This is a genomic window from Enterobacter cloacae complex sp. 342H5 (genome assembly GCF_050030905.1).
GTDB classification, from domain to species: Bacteria; Pseudomonadota; Gammaproteobacteria; order Enterobacterales; family Enterobacteriaceae; genus Enterobacter; species Enterobacter intestinihominis.
The window spans coordinates 692,546-716,689 of record NZ_JBLGVB010000001.1 but is presented as its reverse complement, the minus strand read 5'-3'; the positions used below and the strand labels follow the sequence as shown (position 1 = coordinate 716,689).

The window sequence follows — 24,144 nt, the reverse complement described above, 5'->3', positions numbered from 1 at the left end:
CCATAGCGCCCTTTCCATTCCCGGACCCATTTTTCGATGACCGTCTTTTTTGACGGGGTCGAACTATTGCCTGCAATTAAAGATTAGAGCCGAACAACTATGCCTTTTACACTTGGTCAACGCTGGATCAGCGATACAGAAAGCGAACTTGGATTAGGAACCGTCGTTGCCGTCGATGCGCGCATGGTTACCCTCCTTTTCCCTGCTACCGGTGAAAACCGCCTGTACGCTCGCAATGACTCCCCTGTTACCCGCGTAATGTTCAATCCGGGTGATACCGTGACCAGCCATGACGGCTGGCAACTGAAGGTTGAAGACGTAAAAGAAGAGAATGGACTGCTCGCCTACATCGGAACGCGTCTTGATACCGACGAGACAAATGTCATCCTGCGTGAAGTGCTGCTCGACAGCAAACTGGTGTTCAGCAAGCCACAGGACCGTCTGTTTGCCGGGCAAATCGACCGAATGGATCGCTTCTCTCTGCGCTACCGCGCGCGTAAGTTCCAGAGTGAGCAGTACCGCATGCCGTGGAGCGGCCTGCGCGGTCAGCGTACCAGCCTTATTCCCCATCAGCTGAATATCGCCCATGACGTGGGCCGTCGCCATGCGCCTCGCGTGCTGCTGGCTGACGAAGTGGGCCTGGGTAAAACCATCGAAGCAGGCATGATCCTGCACCAGCAGCTGCTCTCTGGCGCTGCCGAGCGCGTGCTGATTGTGGTTCCAGAAACGCTGCAACATCAGTGGCTGGTTGAAATGCTGCGCCGCTTTAACCTGCGCTTCTCCCTGTTCGACGATGAGCGCTATGCCGAAGCCCAGCACGACGCGGACAACCCGTTTGAAACCGAACAGCTGGTCATTTGTTCCCTGGACTTCGTGCGCCGCAGCAAGCAGCGCCTGGAGCATCTGTGCGACGCTGAATGGGATCTGATGGTCGTCGACGAAGCGCACCACCTCGTCTGGAGCGAAGACGCGCCAAGCCGTGAATACATGGCGATTGAGCAGCTTGCCGAGCGCGTACCGGGCGTTCTGCTCCTGACCGCCACGCCGGAGCAGCTGGGTCTTGAGAGCCACTTCGCCCGTCTGCGTCTGCTCGATCCCAACCGTTTCCACGATTTTGAGCAGTTTGTTGAAGAGCAGAAAAACTACCGCCCGGTGGCGGACGCCGTCGCGCTGCTGCTGGCCGGTAATCGTCTCTCTAATGATGAGCTTAACACTCTCAGCGATCTGATTGGCGAGCAGGATATTGAGCCGCTGCTTCAGGCCGCGAACAGCGACAGCGATAATGCGGGATCCGCGCGTAAAGAGCTGATCGACATGCTGATGGATCGCCACGGTACCAGCCGCGTGCTGTTCCGTAACACCCGTAACGGCGTGAAAGGCTTCCCGAAACGCGAGCTGCACACCATCAAACTGCCGCTGCCGACCCAGTACCAGACGGCGATTAAAGTCTCCGGCATTATGGGTACCCGTAAATCTGCGGAAGATCGCGCGCGCGACATGCTCTACCCGGAGCAGATTTATCAGGAATTCGAAGGCGACACCGGCACCTGGTGGAACTTCGATCCGCGCGTGGAGTGGTTGATGGGCTACCTCACCGCTCACCGTTCCCAGAAAGTGCTGGTGATCTGCGCCAAAGCCGCTACCGCATTGCAGCTGGAGCAGGTTCTGCGTGAGCGCGAAGGCATTCGCGCCGCCGTGTTCCACGAAGGCATGTCCATAGTTGAGCGCGATCGTGCAGCAGCCTGGTTTGGTGAAGAGGACAGCGGCGCGCAGGTTCTGCTGTGCTCTGAAATCGGTTCTGAAGGCCGTAACTTCCAGTTCGCCAGCAATCTGGTGATGTTCGATCTGCCGTTTAACCCGGATCTGCTGGAGCAGCGTATCGGCCGTCTGGATCGTATCGGACAGGCGCACGATATTCAGATCCACGTGCCGTATCTGGAGAAAACCGCCCAGTCCGTGCTGGTGCGCTGGTACCACGAAGGGCTGGACGCGTTTGAACACACCTGCCCGACCGGCCGCACCATTTACGATCAGGTCCATGGCGATCTGATCGGTTACCTGGCCGCGCCTGAAAATAGCGAGGGCTTTGATGAGCTGATTAAATCCTGCCGTGAGAAGCACGACGCACTGAAAGCGCAGCTGGAGCAGGGTCGCGATCGCCTGCTGGAGATCCATTCCAACGGCGGTGAAAAAGCGCAGCAGCTGGCCGAAAGCATTGAAGAGCAGGACGACGACACCAGCCTGATCAGCTTCTCCATGAATCTGTTCGACATCGTCGGTATAAACCAGGACGATCGCGGCGAGAACATGATCGTGCTGACCCCGTCCGATCATATGCTGGTGCCGGATTTCCCGGGCCTGCCGGAAGACGGCTGCACTATCACCTTTGAGCGTGATGTGGCGCTGTCCCGCGAAGACGCACAGTTCATTACCTGGGAGCACCCGCTGATCCGCAACGGTCTGGATCTGATCCTCTCCGGCGATACCGGCAGCAGCACCATTTCCCTGTTGAAGAACAAAGCCTTGCCTGTGGGCACGCTGCTGGTGGAGCTGATCTACGTTGTGGAAGCGCAGGCGCCGAAACAGCTTCAGCTTAACCGCTTCCTCCCGCCAACGCCGGTGCGTCTGCTGCTGGATAAAAACGGTACGAATCTGGCCGGCCAGGTGGAGTTTGAAAGCTTCAACCGTCAGTTGAGCGCGGTGAACCGCCATACCGGCAGCAAGCTGGTGAATGCGGTGCAACAGGACGTGCATGCCATTCTGCAACTGGGTGAAACCCAGGCCGAAAAAGCGGCCAGAGTGCTGATTGATGCGGCGCGCAGCGAAGCCGATGAGAAGCTTTCTGCCGAGCTGTCGCGTCTGGAAGCGTTGAAAGCGGTGAACCCGAACATTCGTGACGATGAGCTGGCCGCAATTGAGAGCAACCGCCAGCAGGTGCTGGAAAGTCTGAATCAGGCGGGATGGCGTCTCGACGCCCTGCGTCTTATCGTTGTGACGCATCAGTAAGCGGAGCGCAAAATGGTAATGGAGCCCTACAATCCCCCGATGGATCCGTGGCTGGTCATTCTGTATCAGGACGAGCACATTATGGTGGTTAACAAGCCGAGCGGTCTGTTGTCCGTGCCGGGGCGTCTGGAAGAGCATAAAGACAGCGTGATGACGCGTATCCAGCGCGATTATCCCCAGGCCGAGTCTGTCCATCGTCTGGATATGGCGACCAGCGGCGTGATTGTGGTGGCTCTTAATAAGGCGGCAGAACGTGAGCTGAAGCGTCAGTTCCGCGAGCGCGAGCCGAAGAAGCAGTATGTCGCCCGCGTGTGGGGCCATCCGGCGCAGGCGGAAGGGCTGGTGGATTTACCGCTGATTTGCGACTGGCCGAACCGGCCAAAGCAGAAGGTGTGTTATGAAACCGGCAAGGCTGCGCAGACCGAGTATGAAGTGCTGGAGTACGCGCCGGATAATACCGCGCGCGTCCTGCTGAAGCCGATTACCGGGCGCTCCCATCAGCTGCGTGTGCATATGCTTGCGATGGGTCACCCCATTCTGGGGGACAGGTTCTATGCGCCGCCGGAAGCGCTGGCGTTAGCGCCGCGCCTGCAACTGCATGCGCAGACGCTCACCATCACCCACCCTGCTTTCGGCAACGCCATGACGTTCAAAGCCCCGCTGGACTTCTGAAAAAATGGCCCGACACTGTCGGGCCATTTTTTTATTTAAAACCTTTCTGCTCTTTAATCAGCTCGTAGGCTTTCTGGATTTCCTGCGCTTTCTGTTTCGCCATCTCCATCATCTCAGGCGGCAGGCCTTTCGCCACCAGCTTATCCGGATGGTGCTCGCTCATCAGCTTACGATAGGCGCGTTTGATGGTCGTGACATCGTCAGAGGGCTTCACGCCGAGGACATTACAGGCATCTTCAAGCGTAGGACCACGCTGCGCCTGCTGCCAGCCGCCACCGGACGATTGCTGTTGATAACCGCCGCCAAAGTGCGCGCCGCCCTGCATCATGCGCAGGAACTGATCGAACTGCATGCGGGAAATGCCCAGCTCTTCAGCAATTACATACAGGACGTCCCGTTCATTCGGATGCAGAGAGCCATCCGCGAAGGCGGCCTGGATTTGAATTTCCAGAAACATCCGAATTAAATCAAAGCGCCCGAAGCAGATGCTACGGAACTGCCGCATTTTTTCACGCAGCGGGTAGTTATCCGCTTTACCAATCCGGAATGCATTCTGCGCCGCGACGCGGGATTCGCCGTGCAGATTCATGCGATCCATAAAGACGCTGGCAACCTGAATATCGGCTTCCGTTACGCGCCCTTTTGATTTGGTTAAGTGCCCCATCACCTCGAAGGTGGTGGAAAAGAAGAGTGACTGGCGCTCGCGCTGGTTGGCAAACCAGGCCATTTTGCGGCTGCGTGCTTTATCAAACATATGGCCGATAATGAGGCCAAGAACAACACCCCAGAATCCGGCACCCATAATAATTGCGAATGCAACGCCGATTATTTTACCCCAATACTGCATATACTCCCCGAATGGTCATGTTCCTGGCCGACGCAACGCCATCATTACAGTGGTCGCGCCACGGTCAATTGAGGGACATCGCCTATAATTTGCATTATCATACTCGTCATTCGATAGCGAGCCTAACACTCTGGCGCGCAAACGGGCAGGATTAACGCTGGTACTGCGCTGATGAGTAAGATAGTCTCTGAGCGTTTGTAAGCCGTAGCCACTGATGACGGAACAATAAAATACAACGTATGAAAAAACGTATCCCCACCCTTCTGGCCACAATGATTGGCACCGCCCTGTATAGCCAACAGGGGCTCGCAGCCGATCTCGCCTCGCAGTGTATGCTTGGCGTCCCAAGTTACAATCGCCCACTGGTGAAAGGCGATACGAATGACTTACCCGTCACCATTAATGCCGACAGCGCAAAAGGTAATTATCCTGACAATGCAACCTTTACGGGCAATGTCGATATTAACCAGGGAAACAGCCGTCTGCTGGCTGACGAAGTGCAATTGCACCAGAAGCAGCCGGAAGGTGCTCAGGCGCCTGTCCGTACGGTGGATGCGCTGGGTAATGTGCACTATGACGACAATCAGGTCATCCTGAAAGGTCCGAAAGCCTGGTCGAATCTGAATACCAAAGACACCAACGTCTGGGAAGGTGATTATCAGATGGTCGGTCGTCAGGGGCGCGGTACCGCAGACCTGATGAAGCAGCGCGGCGAGAACCGCTACACCATTCTCGAAAACGGCTCGTTTACGTCCTGTTTGCCAGGGTCAAATACCTGGAGCGTTGTGGGCAGCGAAGTGATCCACGACCGTGAAGAACAGGTTGCAGAGATCTGGAACGCCCGTTTTAAACTCGGCCCGGTGCCCATTTTCTATAGTCCTTACCTGCAACTGCCTGTGGGTGACAAACGTCGTTCAGGCTTCCTGATCCCGAACGCCAAGTACAGCACGTCGAACTACTTTGAGTTCTACCTGCCGTACTACTGGAACATCGCGCCCAACATGGACGCCACGATCACGCCGCACTATATCCACAAGCGCGGCAATATCATGTGGGAGAACGAGTTCCGCTATCTGACCAAAGCGGGCGCGGGTCTGATGGAGTTCGATTATCTGCCATCCGATAAAGTGTTCCAGGACGAGCACCCAACCGAAGGCGATAAACACCGCTGGATGTATTACTGGCAGCACGCCGGGGTGCTGAATCAGGTGTGGCGCTTCAACATTGACTACACCAAAGTCAGCGATCCGTATTACTTCAACGACTTTGACTCTAAATACGGTTCCAGTACTGATGGATACGCCACGCAGAAATTCAGCGTGGGCTACGCCATTCAGAATTTTGACGCAACGGTGTCGACCAAGCAGTTCCAGGTGTTTGATACGCAAACAAACAGCACCTATGGTGCCGAGCCGCAGCTGGACGTGAACTGGTACCAGAACGACGTCGGGCCTTTCGACACGCGCGTTTACGCTCAGGCGGTGCACTTCGTCAACACCAACTCGGATATGCCGGAATCAACGCGTCTGCATATTGAGCCGACGATCAACCTGCCATGGTCAAACAACTGGGCGAGCCTGAATACCGAAGCCAAGCTGATGGCAACCCATTACCAGCAGAAAAACCTGGACTGGTATAACAATCGCTATGGCACCGATCTTGAAGAATCGGTAAACCGTACGCTTCCGCAATTCAAGATGGACGGTAAGCTGATCTTCGAACGTGATATGGGCCTTCTCGCGGACGGATACACCCAGACGCTTGAGCCGCGCATGCAGTACCTGTACGTGCCTTATCGCGATCAGAGCAAAATTCAAAACTACGACTCGTCCTTCCTGCAATCAGACTACAGCGGCCTGTTCCGCGATCGTACCTACGGCGGCCTTGACCGTATTGCGTCTGCTAACCAGTTAACGACCGGCGTCACAACGCGCATTTATGATGATGCTGCCGTTGAACGTTTTAACGTTTCTGTTGGTCAAATCTACTATTTCACCGAGTCTCGTACCGGTGATGACGACATTAACTGGGAGAAAGACAACAAAACGGGCTCACTGGTATGGGCGGGCGACACCTACTGGCGTATGACGGATCGTTGGGGTCTGCGCGGTGGTGTTCAGTACGATACACGACTGGACAATATCGCGACGAGCAGTGCCGCTATCGAGTACCGTCGTGATGAAGATCGTATGATTCAGTTGACGTATCGTTACGCCAGCCCAGAGTATATCCAGGCGACATTACCTAAAAACAGTAGAGATACAACCTGGAATGCGCCTCAGTATAAGGAAGGTATTTCACAGGTAGGTACCGCCGCGAGCTGGCCGATTGCCGATCGTTGGTCAATCGTCGGAGCCTACTATTATGACACGAATGCCCAAAAACCTGCTGACCAGATGTTAGGTCTGCAATATAACTCCTGCTGTTACGCAGTACGTGTCGGTTACGAACGCAAACTTAACGGCTGGGATACACAAAACAGTCAGGGCAAATACGATAACGTGATTGGCTTTAACATCGAGCTGCGCGGCCTGAGTTCTAACTACGGTCTGGGCACGCAGCAGATGCTGCGCTCGAACATTCTGCCATATCGCAGTTCCTTGTAATGTGCTTGATTTACAACGTAATCCGCTTTGCGGTTAATTGAAATGGAAAAAGTATGAAGAACTGGAAAACGCTGCTACTCGGTGTCGCTATGGTTGCGAATACCAGCTTCGCGGCCCCACAGGTTGTCGATAAAGTCGCGGCCGTGGTTAACAACGGCGTCGTGCTTGAAAGTGACGTTGACGGTTTGATGAAATCTGTAAAGCTCAACTCGGGCCAGGCAGGTCAACAACTTCCGGATGACGCTACGCTGCGCCACCAGATCCTGGAACGTCTGATCATGGATCAGATTGTCCTGCAAATGGGCCAGAAAATGGGTGTGAAGATCTCTGACGAGCAGCTCGATCAGGCGATCGCTAACATTGCAAAGCAGAACAACATTACCCCGGACCAGATGCGTAGCCGCCTGGCCTATGACGGCATCAGCTATGCCACCTACCGTAATCAGATCCGTAAAGAGATGCTGATTTCAGAAGTGCGTAACAATGAAGTCCGTCGCCGCGTCACCATCCTGCCTCAGGAAGTGGATGCCCTGGCGAAACAGGTGGGTAATCAGAATGATGCCAGCACTGAACTTAACCTGAGCCACATACTGATCCCACTGCCGGAAAACCCAACCTCCGATCAGGCGGCTGAGGCGGAAAGTCAGGCGCGCGCTATCGTTGAGCAGGCGCGTAATGGCGATGACTTCGGCAAACTGGCGATCACCTACTCTGCTGACCAGCAGGCGCTGAAAGGCGGCCAGATGGGCTGGGGCCGTATTCAGGAGCTGCCATCCCTGTTTGCCCAGGCGCTGAGCACGGCGAAGAAAGGCGACATCGTCGGTCCAATCCGTTCCGGTGTGGGCTTCCACATTCTGAAAGTGAACGACCTGCGCGGTCAGAGCCAGAACATTTCGGTTACCGAAGTGCATGCGCGCCATATCCTGCTCAAACCGTCTCCGATCATGACTGACGATCAGGCCCGTGCGAAGCTGGAACAGATCGCCGCAGACATCAAGAGCGGTAAAACCAACTTCGATAAAGCGGCAAAAGAGTTCTCTCAGGATCCTGGCTCTGCAAACCAGGGCGGTGACCTGGGTTGGGCGGCAGCGGATATTTACGATCCAGCTTTCCGCGATGCGTTAATGAAGCTGAATAAGGGTCAGATGAGCGCGCCAGTGCACTCCTCCTTCGGCTGGCATCTGATCCAGCTGATGGACACCCGCAACGTGGATAAAACCGATGCGGCACAGAAAGACCGCGCGTATCGCATGCTGTTTAACCGTAAGTTCTCTGAAGAAGCCGCAACCTGGATGCAGGAACAACGCGCCAGCGCTTACGTGAAAGTGTTGAGCAACTAATGAAACCGCATCGTGTTGTGATCACTCCCGGCGAACCCGCCGGGATTGGGCCTGACCTTGTGGTTCAGCTCGCCCAGCGCAGCTGGCCGGTAGAGTTAGTTGTTTGCGCAGATGCAACACTGTTACAAGACCGGGCAGCCTTGCTCGGTCTGCCTTTAACGCTCCTCCCTTACGTTGAAGGCCAACAGCCCGCACCGCAGCAGGCTGGTACTCTCACCCTGCTTTCAGTTCCGCTCCGTGCACCTGTTGTCCCCGGTGAGTTACACATCGAAAACGGCCACTACGTTGTCGAGACGCTGGCGCGCGCCTGTGACGGTTGCCTTCAGGGCGAATTTGCAGCCCTGATCACCGGTCCGGTGCATAAAGGCGTAATCAACGACGCGGGCATTCCGTTTACCGGGCATACCGAATTTTTCGAAGAGCGTTCGCACAGCCCGAAAGTGGTGATGATGCTGGCAACCGAAGCAATGCGCGTTGCGCTGGTAACAACGCACCTGCCGATCAAAGCCATTCCGGATGCCATTACGCCTGAACTCCTGCGTGAGATCATTGGCATTTTGCATCACGATCTGCAAACCAAATTCGGTATTCCGCAGCCGCATGTGCTGGTTTGCGGCCTGAATCCGCACGCGGGTGAGGGCGGACATATGGGCACTGAAGAGATCGACACCATCATTCCGGTGCTTGAGGAGATGCGGGCGAAGGGGATGAACCTCAGCGGGCCACTGCCTGCCGACACCCTTTTCCAGCCCAAATACCTGGATAAAGCCGATGCCGTACTCGCGATGTACCACGATCAGGGTCTGCCCGTGCTAAAATACCAGGGATTTGGTCGCGGGGTGAATATCACCCTCGGCTTACCCTTTATTCGAACGTCCGTTGACCACGGTACTGCGCTGGATCTGGCAGGCCAGGGAAAAGCAGATGTCGGCAGTTTTATCACGGCGCTTAATCTCGCCATCAAAATGATTGTTAATACTCAATGACTAATCGAGTCCATCAGGGCCACTTAGCCCGTAAACGCTTCGGGCAAAACTTCCTCAACGATCAGTTTGTGATCGACAGTATCGTTTCTGCCATTAATCCGCAGAAAGGCCAGGCCATGGTCGAAATCGGCCCGGGTCTTGCCGCGCTGACCGAGCCGGTAGGCGAACGCCTTGACGAACTGACCGTTATCGAACTCGACCGCGATCTGGCCGCGCGTCTGCAAACGCACCCTTTCCTCGGGCCGAAGCTGACGATTTATCAGCAGGATGCGATGACCATGAACTTTGGCGAACTGTCAGAAAAAATGGGACAGCCGCTGCGCGTGTTCGGTAACCTGCCGTACAACATCTCCACCCCGCTGATGTTCCATCTGTTTAGCTATACTGATGCCATTGCCGACATGCACTTCATGTTGCAAAAAGAGGTCGTTAACCGTCTGGTTGCAGGGCCGAACAGTAAAGCGTATGGTCGTTTAAGCGTGATGGCGCAATATTACTGCAACGTGATCCCGGTATTAGAAGTGCCGCCTTCCGCGTTCACGCCACCACCAAAAGTGGATTCTGCGGTTGTGCGCCTGGTGCCACATAAAACGATGCCGTATCCGGTCAAAGACCTGCGCGTGCTGAGCCGTATCACGACAGAAGCCTTTAACCAGCGCCGTAAAACGATTCGTAACAGCCTTGGCAATCTGTTTACCGTTGACGTGTTAGCTGAGTTGGGCATCGACCCGGCAATGCGTGCGGAAAATATTTCCGTAGAGCAGTACTGCAAGCTGGCTAATTACATCAGCGACAATGCGCCGCCGAAGGAGAGCTAAGCCATGATTGATTCGCCCCGCGTCTGTGTTCAGGTTCAAAGCGTCTACATTGAGTCCCAATCCACACCGGATGAAGAACGTTTTGTCTTTGCTTATACCGTAACCATTCGCAATCTGGGGCGGATGCCTGTGCAACTGCTCGGGCGCTACTGGCTTATCACCAACGGCAATGGCCGCGAAATTGAAGTCCAGGGTGAAGGTGTGGTCGGTGAACAACCCCATATCGCCCCTGGCGAAGAGTATCAGTACACCAGCGGTGCGGTCATTGAAACGCCACTGGGTACCATGCAAGGCCATTACGAAATGGTCGATGCCGACGGTAATGCTTTCCGCATTGCTATTCCTGTGTTCCGTCTCGCCGTACCTACACTTATTCATTAATCTAATGTCTACATATCTGATTGGCGACGTTCACGGTTGCTACGATGAACTGATCGCATTATTAAAACAGGTCGATTTTACTCCCGGGCAGGACACGCTCTGGCTTACAGGCGATTTAGTGGCGCGCGGCCCTGGCTCCCTTGACGTCCTGCGTTACGTCAAATCTCTGGGCGACAGCGTGCGGCTGGTACTGGGCAACCACGATCTGCATCTGCTGGCCGTATACGCCGGGATCAGCCGTAATAAGCCGAAAGATCGCATTACCCCCCTGCTGGAAGCACCGGATGCCGATGAGTTGCTCAACTGGCTGCGTCGCCAGCCACTGCTACAGATTGACGAAGAGAAAAAGCTGGTGATGGCTCATGCCGGCATCACGCCTCAGTGGGATCTTGAGACGGCAAAAACCTGCGCGCGCGACGCCGAAGCGGTGCTGGCGAGCGACTCCTACCCGTTCTTCCTCGATGCGATGTACGGCGACATGCCGAATAACTGGAGTGATGACCTCAGCGGCCTGGCGCGGCTACGTTTTATCACCAATGCTTTTACGCGGATGCGCTACTGCTTCCCGAACGGGCAGCTGGATATGTATTGCAAAGATACGCCGGAAAATGCCCCTGCGCCGCTTAAGCCATGGTTTGCGATTCCGGGCCCCGTGACAAACGAATATAGCGTGGTATTTGGGCACTGGGCATCACTGGAAGGAAAAGGCACCCCGGAAAATATCTATGCGCTGGATACCGGATGCTGCTGGGGCGGGGATTTAACCTGCTTACGCTGGGAAGATAAAACCTACTTTGTCCAGCCATCCAACCGACAGCTGGATTTAGGCGAGGGAGAGGCGGTCGCCTCCTGAAGATCTTTATCCTCTCCCTTTGGGGAGAGGATAAAAACGTTAACGACGTTCCAGAATTTCGAAGCAGTAGCTGTGCGAGTTCTGCGCATCCGCATCGTGAAACTCACTGAATACGGACTCCCACTCGTCCGGATCGTAATCCGGAAAATGGGTATCCCCTTCCACTTCCGCATCAATGTGCGTCAGATACAGTTTCTGCGCTTTTGGCAGGAACTGCTCATACACGCGACCACCACCGATCACCATGATCTCTTCGGCATCGCCGCAGGCGGCAATCGCTTCATCAACGGATTTCACCCACTGCACGCGATCGTCAGTGCCCGGCTGGCTACTGATCACAATATTCTTACGACCCGGCAATGGACGACCAATCGACTCCCAGGTCAGGCGGCCCATCACTACCGGCTTGTTTAACGTAGTACGTTTAAACCATGCGAGATCGGCAGGCAGGTTCCACGGCATGGCGTTTTCCATGCCGATAACGCGGTCTACCGCCAGCGCTGCAATCAGACTGATCATTGAAAATTTCCCGGATGCAAAAAATTGCCGCCACTATACGGAAAGCTTAATCTTTCGTCGACTGGCGGCAGGGTAAAGAATTAGAAATTTTTTAATATTGCTGGCAACTCCACTTCACGCAGAGGGTTTACTCTCAGGTTCATCCGCAGGATCACCGGTATGCTTGCCCTCTTCCGTCCCTTGCCAGCCGTGGCGCTGAACCAGCGACAGGTGATTACGATCCTCGTTGATGATTTCCGTCAGCATGGTGCTGGTGCGTTTAAACACCGCTGCGCGTTCGGTTGCCGTACTGCTCGCCATCGCCACCATCTCTTCAACCATCTCATGGTTAAAGCGGCGGAACAGATCGGCACGTTCACGCGCTTCATACGCACCAAGCCCCAGACTTTCCAGCGCCATGCGGCCAGATTTGAGCGCCCCTTCGAAGGTTTCACGTTCAGGGGCTGCCACCCCCGCCTGACGCAGCTGGATGTAGTGATCCACATCGCGCGCACGTGAGATAATGGTCAGATGCGGAAAATGCTCTTTAACCAGCTCAACCATCTGCATGCTGGTCTCAGGATCGTCGATGGCGTTAATCAGCACCTCGGCTTTCGCCGCCCCGGCGGATTCCAGCAGGTCCGCCCGGGTCGCATCACCGTAAAACACTTTCATATCGAATTTACGCAGCGTATCAACATGGTCAGGATCGTGATCGAGGATAACCATTTTCACACCGCTGGAGAGCAGTAAACGGCCGGCGATCTGCCCGAAGCGGCCAAATCCGGCGATGATCACGCGAGGCTGCTCCTCGTCGATCTCATCGGCTTCTCGCTCCTGTTCGCTTCCCGTTTTTTCCAGACGCGTCAGCAGCACCAGCAGAATTGGCGTTGCGGCCATCGACAGCGCGACCACCAGCGTCAGCGCTTTTGCCCATTCCGGATCGAGTACATTTGCCATTTGCGCGGCGCCAAAGACCACGAAAGCAAACTCACTCCCCTGCCCCAACAGCACGGCAAACCAGCGGCGTTGCGGTTTTGGCACGTTTAACGGTCGGGCAATCAGCCACAGCATCGCCATTTTAATGACCAGGAAACCCACCAGCAGAATGATGATGCGCAGCGGGTGGGTTACCAGCGTCCCGAAGTCGATAGACATCCCGACGCCGATGAAAAACAGCCCAAGCAGCAATCCTTTAAACGGCTCGATATCGCTTTCCAGCGCGTGACGATATTCGGAGCTTGCCAGTAAGACCCCTGCGAGGAAAGCGCCCATCGCCATCGACAGCCCAGCCTCTTCAAGCAGCAATCCAAAACCAAACACCAGGAATAACGCAACGGCGCTGAATACTTCGCGCAGGCCAGAGCGAGCCACAAAGCGCAGCAACGGACGCGTTACGTAGCGCCCCAGAAGAATTACCAGCGCCAGCGCACCGACAACCTTCAGCGCAGATAAGGCAAATGCCCCCAGCGTCGTTGAAGCGCCGCTGGTTGCCAGCAGCGGGATCATCGCTACCAGCGGGATGGCGGCAATATCCTGGAACAGCAGTACGGAGAAGGTGCTGCGCCCCATTTGCGAGACCGTCAGGTTACGTTCGTTCATTGCCTGCATGGCAATCGCCGTCGAGGAGAGCGCCAGCGTCATGCCGATCAGCTCTGCGACTTTCCACTCCATCCCCAGCAAAATGCAGAACCCGCCCAACAGCAGACCGCAGGCCAGCATTTGCAAAGCGCCACCGCCAAACACCGAGGCGCGCAGTTTCCACAGCCGCTGCGGATCCAATTCCAGGCCAATAACAAACAGCATCAGCACCACGCCGATTTCCGCAAAATGCAGGATTGACTCGGCATCCGTCACCAGCCGAAAGCCCCAGGGGCCAATCACACACCCGGCAATCAGATAGCCGAGCACCGAGCCCAGCCCCAGACGGACCGCCACGGGCACAATTAATGCCGCCGCGCCGAGGTAAATCAGCGCCTGTATCATCGTATGGCTATCCATTGTGCCCCTCCTGCCACTCGAGTAAGCGTTGTTTGTAGTGACGAGCCTGCGCCTGCAAGGTTTCATCGTCGCAGACAAAGGTACAGTGCATTGCAAAAGGCGGAAGCCAGTTCAGGCCACAGTAAAGGGCGGTAGCCTGGAGCGGCTGCGCCAGCACGTCAAATCCGGGGAAAGCGCCAATCTCAAAGTGGCTTTCCCCCCCACCGGTGGTTACAGCCCACATCAGGCTTTTTCCCTGAAGCGCTTTGCCGTTATGTCCGTATGCCCAACCGTGCGACAAGACTTTGTCGATCCACAATTTCAGCAGCGGAGGTGTGCTGTACCACTGCATCGGATGCTGCCAGACGATCAGATCGGCACGAGAGAGCGCCTCCTGTTCGGCGGCGACATCGATACTGAAATCAGGATAGAGTTGATAGAGGGAACGTATCTCAACGTTTTCGAGCGTCCTTGCCTGCTCAAGCATCCGTTTATTCGCATGCGAATGTTGCGGATAGGGATGCGCATAAATTATCAGAACCATGAATATGCCTGTCTTTTACTTTTCTTGTAGCATTGAGTGTAGACAGTTACCACCCCGACTTAAAGGGGCTATCTAACGGTTAAAAGTAAAACGCAAGTATTGGCAACCCATCCCACCTTACCAGCGACAGTGGCGCTAAACACGAAGAGCGATACGCGAGACAAATTCATCCTACAAAATAGTTATGGCCATTCATATTATCAACAGATATTTTTAGCGAAACTTAAGTCATTATTTAATAAATCAACCTGTACATAACCTATTGAAAAAATAATAATTTTATGCTTTTTTTTGTTTTAAGCTCACGCTTTAAGACGGACTAAATACGTTTTACGCACGTTATCTAATGTTCCTTCTCACTCAAATGGATGTGTACATGAGCAACAATTTCTTTAGATTAAATCATACAACCAAAACTCTTGGAAAGATATTTCCTGCCTTGTTGATATGCACCCCTGCGGTTGCGTTTTCTGCAACGATTGACCAATCAACTTCTGTTCCTCAAGATTTCTCAGCCGATGCTGAATATATTATTAATAAAAACGTGACAATCTCCTCCGCCGGTAGTGAAGCGGCGGTATCGGTCTCTGGGTTTGCGATCGATAATGTCACTAACAAAGGAAATATTTCCGGTACAGGAACTGGCCTGGATATTAATACTGGCGCGCAACGTGTAGTTATTAACAACGACAGTGGTGCAACCATTTCTTCCACCACAGCGAATGCTGTGAATATTCAGTCATTACTCGGCGATTTCAACAACAATGGAAATATCATCGGTGCGGAAAATGGCATTTATGTCAGTGAAAGCTCCTCAGCAGTAAATATTACCAACACCAGCACTGGAGTGATAAAAGGAAAAACAGGCCTGAGTTCTCAGACTGGCATTGGTATTAATAACAGTGGTGCAATTATTGGTACAAGCGGTGACGCTATCACACTAGGCACTGGCAATACAAAGATATTAAACAGTGGTACCGTACAAGGAACCCAGAACGGCATTAATGTAAAAGATACGGCAAAAGTAGATATTACGAATAGCGGAACGATTAGTGGCGATACTGCGGCTATTATGTTCGCCAGCAATAAAAATAACACCCTGGTACTTGATACGGGTTCCACTCTTATCGGTGACGTTATTTCCACCAATTCCATGGGAAACACTCTCACTCTGATCGGCACCGGTACGGAAGACAGTAACTTCGTGGGTCTGAATGAAGGCGACGGTTTTGCCAGCGTAAAAATGGAGGGTGAAAGCTGGGCACTGTCGGGCGATCTCGACATTATTGGCTCTGGCGACTCCTTGCTGATAGAGACTGGCGCGTTAACCCTGTCGGGTGCGGTATCGAATACCGGTAATACGCGGGTGGCCAAAGACGCCTCGCTGCAACTGGGCGATGGCGAAAAAACTGCGACGCTTAGCGGTGGGCTCACCAACAATGGTACCGTCATTTTTAATCAGGGTAGCGATTTCACTTTCGCCACCGACATGACCGGTAGCGGTAACGTCGAAAAAGTTGATTCCAACACGCTGACCCTGACAGGCAAAAATAGCTATACAGGGAATACGGTTCTGCACGGTGGCACCACGCTGGTCTCCACCGGAGCAACGCTCGGCGTCAAGGGCAGTAACGCCACCGTTACCGTTGAAAACGGCGCGACCTTTGCCACCGCAGGCGAAGTGAACAACAACATCGCGATTCTTAGCGGCGGTACGCTGGCGGCATGGAATGCAGTCCAGGGTAACTCCACGCTCAGCGCTTCCGGTGTTGATACCATCAACGGCAACGTGGCTAATGGCGGCACGCTGTTGCTGAGTGCTGCTGATAATAGCGTTGGCAATAATTTTACGATTAATGGCGACTACACCGGCTCTGACGGTAGCCAGATTGTGATGAACAGCACTCTGGGTGAAGATAACTCACCAACTGACCACCTCACCATTACGGGCAGCAGCTTCGGTCAGTCCGGCGTCAGCATTACCAACATTGGCGGCGCAGGCGCGCAAACCATTAACGGTATGGAAATTGTCAGCATTGGCGGCAGTTCCGAAGCCCAGCTGACGCTGGCAAAACCGGTCGTCGCAGGCGCCTGGGAATATAACCTCTACCAGCACAGTGACGGAAACTGGTATCTGGAATCAAAGGCGACGCCTTCTGATGATCCTTCCGACGACACCGATGACGGTGGCAATAATGATGACGGCGGTAACACCGACGGCGGTGGCAACACCGATAATGGTGGTAACACCGATGACGGTGGTAACACAGATGACGGTGGTAACGCCGATGATGGTGGTAACACCGACAACGGCGGCAACACTGACAACGGCGGCAACACCGATAACGGCGGCAACACTGACAACGGTGGCAACACCGATAACGGCGGCAACACTGACAACGGCGGCAACACCGATAACGGCGGCAACACCGATAACGGCGGTAACAGTGCCCCGGAAGTTATGGCACCTGAAGTGGGTGCTTACTTAGGTAACTACCTTGCTGCGCAGAGCATGTTCCTGCATAAGCGCGACGATCGCGACCAGCTCACTTTCCGCAATGAAGACGATCTGAACACCTGGATGTACGTTAAGGGTCGCTATCATGAGAACGATGCGGGTGGCGATAAAGTCAGCTACGACACCACCACCACCGTTCTGCAAGTCGGCAGCGATTTCATGAGCAAGCCAATGGATAACGGCATCCTGCGTGCCGGTGGTATGTTCGGTGCAGGCCAGGCGAAGACCCACTCTGATGCGAAGCACAACGTGCGTGACGCACAGGGTAAAGTTGATGGCTTCAATGTTGGGCTGTACGCCACCTGGCAGGAAGATCAGAAATTACGTTTGGGCAGCTACGTTGATACCTGGGCCGCTTATAGCTGGTACAACAACAAAGTCACCAGCAATCGTAACGATGAAGATTACGATAGCAAAGGTTTCGCCGCGTCTGTTGAAGTCGGCCACGCGTGGGTTATCCAGTCTGAAAATGAACGTACATGGAAGATTGAGCCACAGGCGCAGGTGATCTACAGCTATCTCGATCAGGAAAATCACACCGATCGCGACGGCGTACGCGTAACCACGCTGGACAATGACAGCGTCTTTGGTCGTCTTGGCGTTAAAGCAAGCTACTTCCAGCAGAAGGACGTCAAGGCCTGGCAGCCATACGTCGCAGTTAACTGGTTGAAAGGTGCTGGTCAAAACGATCTGGCATTCAATGACGAAACCGTCAGCAACGATACGCCAGAAGATCGTGGTCAGTTAGAGCTGGGCGTAACCGGCAACCTGAACGAAACCACAACGATCTCCCTGCGTGCCAGCGGTGAGTGGGGTGAAAACAGCTATGCCGCTTACGGCGGTCATATTTTGTTAAACCATCGCTGGTAATCGATCATTCTGACGCAAAAAAAGCAGTGGCATGTGCCACTGCTTTTTTTTTAGTTATCCAGCTCACCCATTGATTTAACCTGGTCACGGTTAATCTGTTCAGTTTGACCGGTTTCGGCGTTTTTGTACGATACCAGACCGGTATCGTCATCCACCTGCGGTTTCCCGTCAGTAACGATAGTTTTACCATCGGTGGTTTTTACGGCCTGATTTGACGAACAGCCCGCCACGGTGAACATTGCAGTGGCAGCCAGAACGGAAGCGATCAGTAGTTTATTTTGCATGGTGTTTTCCCCTGCTCTCAGTTGAATTTTCGTTATCGACCTAACCATTTTAGGCTAACTGACTGAAAGCGGATGAAAAACCAGAAGGTTCTTAAGATGGGTAAAGAAAACCGTAGGGCGGGTAAGCGAAGCGCCACCCGCCACTTGCCCGGCGGCGCTAACGCTTGCCGGGCCTACGCAGATTACTTGCTAATCTGAGCGTGCATTTCCTGCACCGAAATCACCTTCTCGGTGGCATCCGCATTCAGCGCCATGGCCGTCGCGAAACCGCCGTTCAGGGTGGTGTCGTAATGCACTTTATACTGGAGCGCGCTGCGGCGAATCAGCTTGGAGTCTTCAATCGCCTGGCGACCTGCGGTGGTGTTGATGATGTAGGTGTACTCACCATTCTTGATACGGTCCTGAATGTGCGGACGACCTTCATGCACCTTGTTCACCAGACGCGGGTTGATCCCAGCTTCACCCAGCACAATTGCCGTGCCGTGGGTTGCATCCAGCTCGAAGCCCTGTTTAAGCAGCTTGGCGGCCAGGTCAACCACGCGCTCTTTATCGCCTTCGCGAACGGAGAGCAGCGCACGGCCCGATTTTCTCATGGTGGAGCTGCTGCCCAGCTGTGCCTTGGCAAACGCTTCTGCGAAGGTGCGGCCCACGCCCATCACTTCCCCGGTAGAGCGCATCTCTGGCCCTAACAGTGGGTCAACGCCCGGGAATTTGTTGAACGGCAGCACCACCTCTTTCACCGAGTAGTACGGCGGGATGATTTCTTTCGTGACGCCCTGCTGAGTCAGCGTCTGGCCAGCCATCACGCGCGCCGCCACTTTCGCCAGCGGAATACCGGTCGCTTTAGAGACGAACGGTACGGTACGTGCCGCACGCGGGTTGACTTCAATCAGATAAACTTCGTTGTCTTTCACTGCGAACTGAACGTTCATCAGGCCGCGAACCTGCAACTCGAAGGCCAGCTTCTGCACCTGCTGACGCATCACATCCTGAATCTCCTGGCTCAGGGTGTACGCAGGAAGAGAACATGCGGAGTCACCGGAGTGCACGCCAGCCTGCTCGATGTGCTCCATGATGCCGCCAATCAGCACCATTTCGCCGTCGCAGATAGCGTCAACGTCGACTTCAACCGCGTCGTCGAGGAAGCGGTCGAGCAGCACTGGCGCATCGTTGGAAACGCTCACCGCCGTCTGGAAGTAGCGACGCAGGTCGGCTTCGTCATAGACGATTTCCATCGCACGGCCGCCCAGTACGTAGGATGGACGCACCACCAGCGGGTAACCAATCTCTTTCGCTTTCTCAACGGCCATTTCAATCGCGGTCACGGTGGCGTTCGCCGGCTGTTTCAGCTTGAGACGATCAACTGCCTGCTGGAAACGCTCGCGGTCTTCCGCACGGTCAATCGCGTCCGGGCTGGTGCCGATGACCGGCACACCTGCTGCTTCCAGCGCACGCGCCAGCTTCAGCGGAGTCTGGCCGCCATACTGCACGATCACGCCTTTCGGCTTCTCGATGCGCACGATTTCAAGCACGTCTTCCAGCGTAACCGGCTCGAAGTAGAGGCGGTCGGAAGTGTCGTAGTCGGTCGAGACGGTTTCCGGGTTACAGTTGACCATGATGGTCTCGTAACCGTCTTCGCGCAGCGCCAGCGAGGCATGCACGCAGCAGTAGTCGAACTCAATGCCCTGGCCGATACGGTTTGGACCGCCGCCCAGCACCATAATCTTGTCGCGGTCGACGGACGGGTTCGCCTCGCACTCGTCTTCATAGGTGGAGTACATGTACGCGGTATCGGTCGAGAACTCTGCCGCACAGGTATCCACGCGCTTGTAAACCGGGTGCAGGTCATACTGGTCGCGCAGCTTGCGGATCTCCGCTTCACGTACGCCCGCCAGTTTAGCCAGACGCGCATCGGCGAAGCCTTTACGCTTCAGCATGCGCAGGAAGTCTGCGTCAAGGCCGTTGATGCCCAGCTCTGCCACTTTCTCTTCCAGACGCACCAGCTCTTCAATCTGCACCAGGAACCAGCGGTCGATGTTAGTCAGGTTAAATACGCCGTCGATAGAGAGGCCCGCACGGAAGGCATCGGCGATGTACCAGATACGCTCTGCGCCCGCGTCTTTCAGCTCGCGGCGGATTTTGGTCAGTGCTTCCGGGTCGTCCAGGCTGACTTTCGGGTCAAAGCCGGTCGCGCCCACTTCCAGGCCACGCAGCGCTTTTTGCAGGGATTCCTGCTGCGTGCGGCCAATCGCCATGACTTCACCAACGGATTTCATCTGGGTAGTCAGACGGTCGTTCGCGCCGGCGAATTTCTCGAAGTTAAAGCGAGGAATTTTAGTCACAACGTAGTCGATGGACGGTTCGAAGGACGCTGGCGTGCGGCCACCGGTGATGTCGTTCATCAGCTCGTCAAGGGTGTAACCCACCGCCAGTTTCGCCGCCACTTTCGCAATCGGGAAGCCGGTGGCTTTGGAGGCCAGCGCGGAGGAACGGGACACGCGCGGGTTCATTTCGATAACAATCAGACGGCCGGTTTTCGGGTTCACCGAGAACTGCACGTTCGAGCCGCCGGTTTCCACGCCGATTTCACGCAGTACCGCCATCGAGGCGTTACGCATGATTTGGTACTCTTTGTCGGTCAGCGTCTGAGCTGGCGCAACGGTGATGGAGTCGCCGGTGTGGATCCCCATCGCGTCGAAGTTTTCGATGGAGCAGACGATGATGCAGTTGTCGTTTTTATCACGCACCACTTCCATCTCGTACTCTTTCCAGCCAATCAGCGATTCATCAATCAGCAGCTCTTTGGTTGGGGAGAGATCCAGACCGCGTTCGCAAATCTCTTCGAACTCTTCGCGGTTGTAGGCGATACCGCCGCCGGTGCCGCCCATGGTGAATGATGGACGGATGATGCACGGATAGCCCACGTCAGCCGCGACGGCCAGCGCTTCTTCCATGTTGTGTGCGATACCGGAACGCGCGGTGTCGAGGCCAATTTTTTTCATTGCTACGTCGAAGCGACGACGGTCTTCTGCTTTATCAATCGCGTCGGCGGTTGCACCAATCATGGTCACGCCGAACTCTTCCAGCACGCCCTGACGCTCCAGCTCCAGTGCACAGTTCAGCGCCGTCTGGCCGCCCATGGTCGGCAGCACCGCATCCGGACGCTCTTTCTCGATAATTTTGCGTACCACTTCCCAGTGAATCGGCTCAATGTAGGTCGCATCTGCCATTTCCGGGTCGGTCATGATGGTGGCCGGGTTAGAGTTGACCAGGATGACGCGGTAACCCTCTTCGCGCAGGGCTTTACACGCCTGCGCGCCGGAGTAGTCAAATTCGCAGGCCTGGCCGATCACGATCGGGCCAGCGCCAAGGATCAGGATGCTTTTTATGTCTGTACGTTTTGGCATGGTCTTCTCAGCTCCTGATTATTTAGCAGTCTTACGGTATTGCTCGATAAGTTCGATGAAGTGATCGAACAGCGGCGCGGCATCGTGTGGGCCCGGGCTGGCTTCAGGGTGGCCCTGGAAGCTGAACGCAGGCTTATCGGTGCGATGGATACCCTGCAAGGTACCATCGAACAGTGACTTATGCGTCACGCGCAGGTTAGCTGGCATCGTCGCTTCATCCACAGCGAAGCCGTGGTTCTGCGCGGTGATCATTACCGTGTTGTTGTCGATATCTTTCACCGGGTGGTTACCACCATGGTGGCCGAACTTCATCTTGACGGTGTTCGCTCCGCTCGCCAGCGCCAGCAGCTGATGGCCGAGACAGATGCCGAATACCGGGATATCGGTTTCAAGGAAGGACTTAATGGCGTCGATAGCGTAGTCACACGGCGCCGGGTCGCCAGGACCGTTAGAGAGGAAGATGCCGTCCGGGTTCATCTTCAGAACATCTTCCGCAGACGTTTGTGCCGGGACGACCGTCAGGCGGCAGCCACGGTCAACCAGCATACGCAGGATGTTGCGCTTGGCACCAAAATCGTAGGCCACCACGTGGAACGGCAGCTCGCTTTCCGGTTTCGCTTCCGGCAGGTCGCCTTCCAGCGTCCAGCTTCCCTGCGTCCAGCTGTAGGCTTCTGTGGTAGTCACTTCTTTCGCCAGGTCCATCCCGTTCAGGCCCGGGAAGGCTTTCGCTTTTTCCAGCGCCAGCGCCGCATCGAGGTTGTCCCCTGCGATGATGCAGCCATTTTGTGCACCCTTCTCGCGCAGCAGACGCGTCAGCTTACGGGTATCGATATCGGCAATCGCCACAATGTTATGGCGCTTCAGGTAAGAAGAGAGGTCTTCGGTGTTGCGGAAGTTGCTGGCAATCAGCGGCAGGTCGCGAATGACCAGGCCTTGCGCATGTACCTGAGAGGATTCTTCGTCAGCCGCATTGGTGCCGACATTGCCGATATGAGGATAAGTAAGAGTAACGATTTGGCGAGAATAGGAAGGATCAGTGAGGATTTCTTGATAACCGGTCATTGAAGTATTGAAAACGACTTCCCCAACCGCCGAACCCGTTGCCCCTATGGCCCGACCGATAAACTGGGTTCCGTCTTCCAGAACCAATAGCGCTGACTTAATCAAAACACCCTCCAGAGAATATTCACTCACTTTATTTGCATATTAATTCATAACCATGTCATGGATCAATGCAAATGTGTTGCCAGCGGATTTTTGGCAAACGGCGGCATTCTGGGGATTTGCCATGTAAAAGTCAACTTAAAACGGGTATTTTGTTTATTCTTTTGCAGGCCTGATGGCTTGATTTCAAATTAAGCGGCAAAAAGATCAACTAAATCACTGTGGAAACCGCTTGCGCAGGCAGTTTAAAAGAAACAGTCGTCTTGCGGGGATAGAAAGTGGACCAAATGGTCAAAATTTACAGTGCGGCAACATAAAATAGCTTGAAAACACTTACTTTTAATGAGTTAAATACAATAATTATTTTAAATGAACAAAATAAAAGGGCAATAAAATATTGCCCTATGCAATCAAATAGTTACGACTGCAATAACCACATCACGATGGGTAATAACGCTTACAAATTGTTGAGTTCGAGCACATCTCGCATATCAAAAAGACCATTTGGCTTATCTTTTAGCCACAGTGCGGAGCGTACCGCCCCGTTTGCAAACGTCATGCGGCTGGATGCTTTATGTGTGATTTCGACCCTTTCACCAATATCGGCGAACATAGCGGTATGTTCGCCGACGATATCACCCGCGCGAACGGTGGCAAAACCAATGGTGCCAGGCACGCGCTCGCCAGTGTGACCTTCGCGAGAATAGACCGCGATGTCTTTCAAATCTTTATCCATTGCATAAGCAATCGCTTCGCCCATCGCCAGCGCCGTGCCAGATGGGGCATCGACTTTATGGCGGTGGTGCGCTTCAATAATCTCAATGTCGGTATAGTCGCCCATCACCTTCGCTGCCTTTTCCAGCAGTTTCAGCATAACGTTAACGCCTACGCTAAAGTTCGCGGCGAAGACAATCGCAATGTCGGCGGCTGCTTCCTGAATGGCCTGTTTACCGGCATCATCGAAACCGGTGGTGCCAATCACCATCCCTTTACCGTGCTGGCGGCAAAACGCCAGGTGAGTCAAAGTGCCTTCCGGACGGGTAAAGTCGATGAACACGTCAAAGTCTTCTTTCACCGCCTCCAGGTTGCTCTGCACGGTAACGCCTGTCTTGCCCGCGCCTGCCAGCTCGCCCGCATCGGAGCCCAGCAGGGATGAACCTTCACGCTCCAGCGCCGCGCCAAGTGCCACGCCATCCATCTGTAGTGCCGCCTGAATCAGCTGGCGACCCATACGTCCACCCGCGCCCGCAATGGCGACACGGATCTGTGCATCATGCATAGTTATTCTCTTACGTTAAAATGATGTAAACCGTTTTCAGATTAACCAGCCTTCGCTAAGGCTGCCAACTGAAAACACCAATAATTAGAAT

The 24,144-nt window shown here is 54.6% G+C and carries 17 protein-coding genes; 9 read left to right on the top strand and 8 right to left on the bottom strand.

Annotated elements, in window-relative coordinates:
* Positions 1-99: 99 nt before the first annotated feature.
* The gene (gene rapA, locus ACQG03_RS03495) at positions 100-3,006 is read left to right on the top strand and encodes an RNA polymerase-associated protein RapA (protein WP_023299306.1); all 2,907 of its coding nucleotides are present in this window, start codon (positions 100-102) and stop codon (positions 3,004-3,006) included.
* A 12-nt stretch (positions 3,007-3,018) separates the two neighbouring features.
* Entirely contained in the window at positions 3,019-3,678 is a 660-nt protein-coding gene (gene rluA / locus ACQG03_RS03490; RefSeq protein WP_045308054.1) for a bifunctional tRNA pseudouridine(32) synthase/23S rRNA pseudouridine(746) synthase RluA, read from the top strand.
* Between the two features lie 31 nt (positions 3,679-3,709).
* Here the strand turns inward: rluA and djlA are convergent, their stop codons facing one another.
* Positions 3,710-4,525: a co-chaperone DjlA gene (gene djlA / locus ACQG03_RS03485; RefSeq protein WP_023299305.1), complete on the bottom strand. Its 816-nt coding sequence runs from the start codon at positions 4,523-4,525 to the stop codon at positions 3,710-3,712.
* 239 nt (positions 4,526-4,764) lie between these two features.
* On the opposite strand from djlA, the gene lptD reads away from it, so the two are divergent.
* The 6 genes from lptD to apaH are packed head-to-tail and all read left to right on the top strand — an operon-like array spanning position 4,765 to position 11,509.
* On the top strand, positions 4,765-7,131 hold the full coding sequence (lptD, locus tag ACQG03_RS03480; protein ID WP_063163144.1) for an LPS assembly protein LptD: 2,367 nt from the start codon (positions 4,765-4,767) through the stop codon (positions 7,129-7,131).
* A 53-nt stretch (positions 7,132-7,184) separates the two neighbouring features.
* Entirely contained in the window at positions 7,185-8,471 is a 1,287-nt protein-coding gene (gene surA, locus ACQG03_RS03475; RefSeq protein ID WP_063163145.1) for a peptidylprolyl isomerase SurA, read from the top strand.
* Positions 8,471-9,457, top strand: a complete 987-nt coding sequence (pdxA, locus tag ACQG03_RS03470; RefSeq protein WP_022647019.1) for a 4-hydroxythreonine-4-phosphate dehydrogenase PdxA — start codon at positions 8,471-8,473, stop codon at positions 9,455-9,457. Before surA ends, pdxA begins: the two co-directional genes overlap by 1 nt.
* Positions 9,454-10,275 (top strand): 16S rRNA (adenine(1518)-N(6)/adenine(1519)-N(6))-dimethyltransferase RsmA, encoded by an 822-nt coding sequence (gene rsmA, locus ACQG03_RS03465; protein WP_003856423.1) that lies wholly within the window; start codon positions 9,454-9,456, stop codon positions 10,273-10,275. The genes pdxA and rsmA overlap by 4 nt, the downstream gene beginning before the upstream one ends.
* A gap of 3 nt (positions 10,276-10,278) precedes the next feature.
* Positions 10,279-10,656 (top strand): Co2+/Mg2+ efflux protein ApaG, encoded by a 378-nt coding sequence (apaG, locus tag ACQG03_RS03460; RefSeq protein WP_003856425.1) that lies wholly within the window; start codon positions 10,279-10,281, stop codon positions 10,654-10,656.
* A 4-nt stretch (positions 10,657-10,660) separates the two neighbouring features.
* Positions 10,661-11,509: a bis(5'-nucleosyl)-tetraphosphatase (symmetrical) ApaH gene (gene apaH, locus ACQG03_RS03455; protein ID WP_022647017.1), complete on the top strand. Its 849-nt coding sequence runs from the start codon at positions 10,661-10,663 to the stop codon at positions 11,507-11,509.
* A 39-nt stretch (positions 11,510-11,548) separates the two neighbouring features.
* Here apaH and folA read toward each other — a convergent pair whose 3' ends face one another.
* The 3 genes from folA to kefF all read right to left on the bottom strand — a co-directional run bounded on the left by folA (position 11,549) and on the right by kefF (position 14,531).
* A complete protein-coding gene (folA, locus tag ACQG03_RS03450; RefSeq protein WP_003856431.1) occupies positions 11,549-12,028 on the bottom strand; it encodes a type 3 dihydrofolate reductase in 480 nt (159 codons plus the stop codon).
* Positions 12,029-12,142: 114 nt separating this feature from the next.
* Positions 12,143-14,008, bottom strand: coding sequence for a glutathione-regulated potassium-efflux system protein KefC (kefC, locus tag ACQG03_RS03445; RefSeq protein ID WP_063163146.1), 1,866 nt, complete (start codon positions 14,006-14,008; stop codon positions 12,143-12,145).
* On the bottom strand, positions 14,001-14,531 hold the full coding sequence (kefF, locus tag ACQG03_RS03440; protein ID WP_023305423.1) for a glutathione-regulated potassium-efflux system oxidoreductase KefF: 531 nt from the start codon (positions 14,529-14,531) through the stop codon (positions 14,001-14,003). The genes kefC and kefF overlap by 8 nt, the downstream gene beginning before the upstream one ends.
* 364 nt (positions 14,532-14,895) lie before the next feature.
* Here kefF and ACQG03_RS03435 point away from each other — a divergent pair, with 364 nt between their 5' ends.
* Positions 14,896-17,919: an autotransporter outer membrane beta-barrel domain-containing protein gene (locus ACQG03_RS03435; RefSeq protein ID WP_423739774.1), complete on the top strand. Its 3,024-nt coding sequence runs from the start codon at positions 14,896-14,898 to the stop codon at positions 17,917-17,919.
* Positions 17,920-17,969: 50 nt separating this feature from the next.
* Here ACQG03_RS03435 and ACQG03_RS03430 read toward each other — a convergent pair whose 3' ends face one another.
* From ACQG03_RS03430 to dapB, 4 genes are all read right to left on the bottom strand, one after another.
* Entirely contained in the window at positions 17,970-18,203 is a 234-nt protein-coding gene (locus ACQG03_RS03430; RefSeq protein ID WP_003856439.1) for a YgdI/YgdR family lipoprotein, read from the bottom strand.
* Between the two features lie 182 nt (positions 18,204-18,385).
* Positions 18,386-21,610, bottom strand: a complete 3,225-nt coding sequence (gene carB, locus ACQG03_RS03425) for a carbamoyl-phosphate synthase large subunit (RefSeq protein WP_023299298.1) — start codon at positions 21,608-21,610, stop codon at positions 18,386-18,388.
* An 18-nt stretch (positions 21,611-21,628) separates the two neighbouring features.
* On the bottom strand, positions 21,629-22,777 hold the full coding sequence (gene carA / locus ACQG03_RS03420) for a glutamine-hydrolyzing carbamoyl-phosphate synthase small subunit (protein WP_023299297.1): 1,149 nt from the start codon (positions 22,775-22,777) through the stop codon (positions 21,629-21,631).
* Between the two features lie 454 nt (positions 22,778-23,231).
* A complete protein-coding gene (gene dapB, locus ACQG03_RS03415; protein ID WP_048966493.1) occupies positions 23,232-24,053 on the bottom strand; it encodes a 4-hydroxy-tetrahydrodipicolinate reductase in 822 nt (273 codons plus the stop codon).
* Positions 24,054-24,144 lie beyond the last annotated feature (91 nt).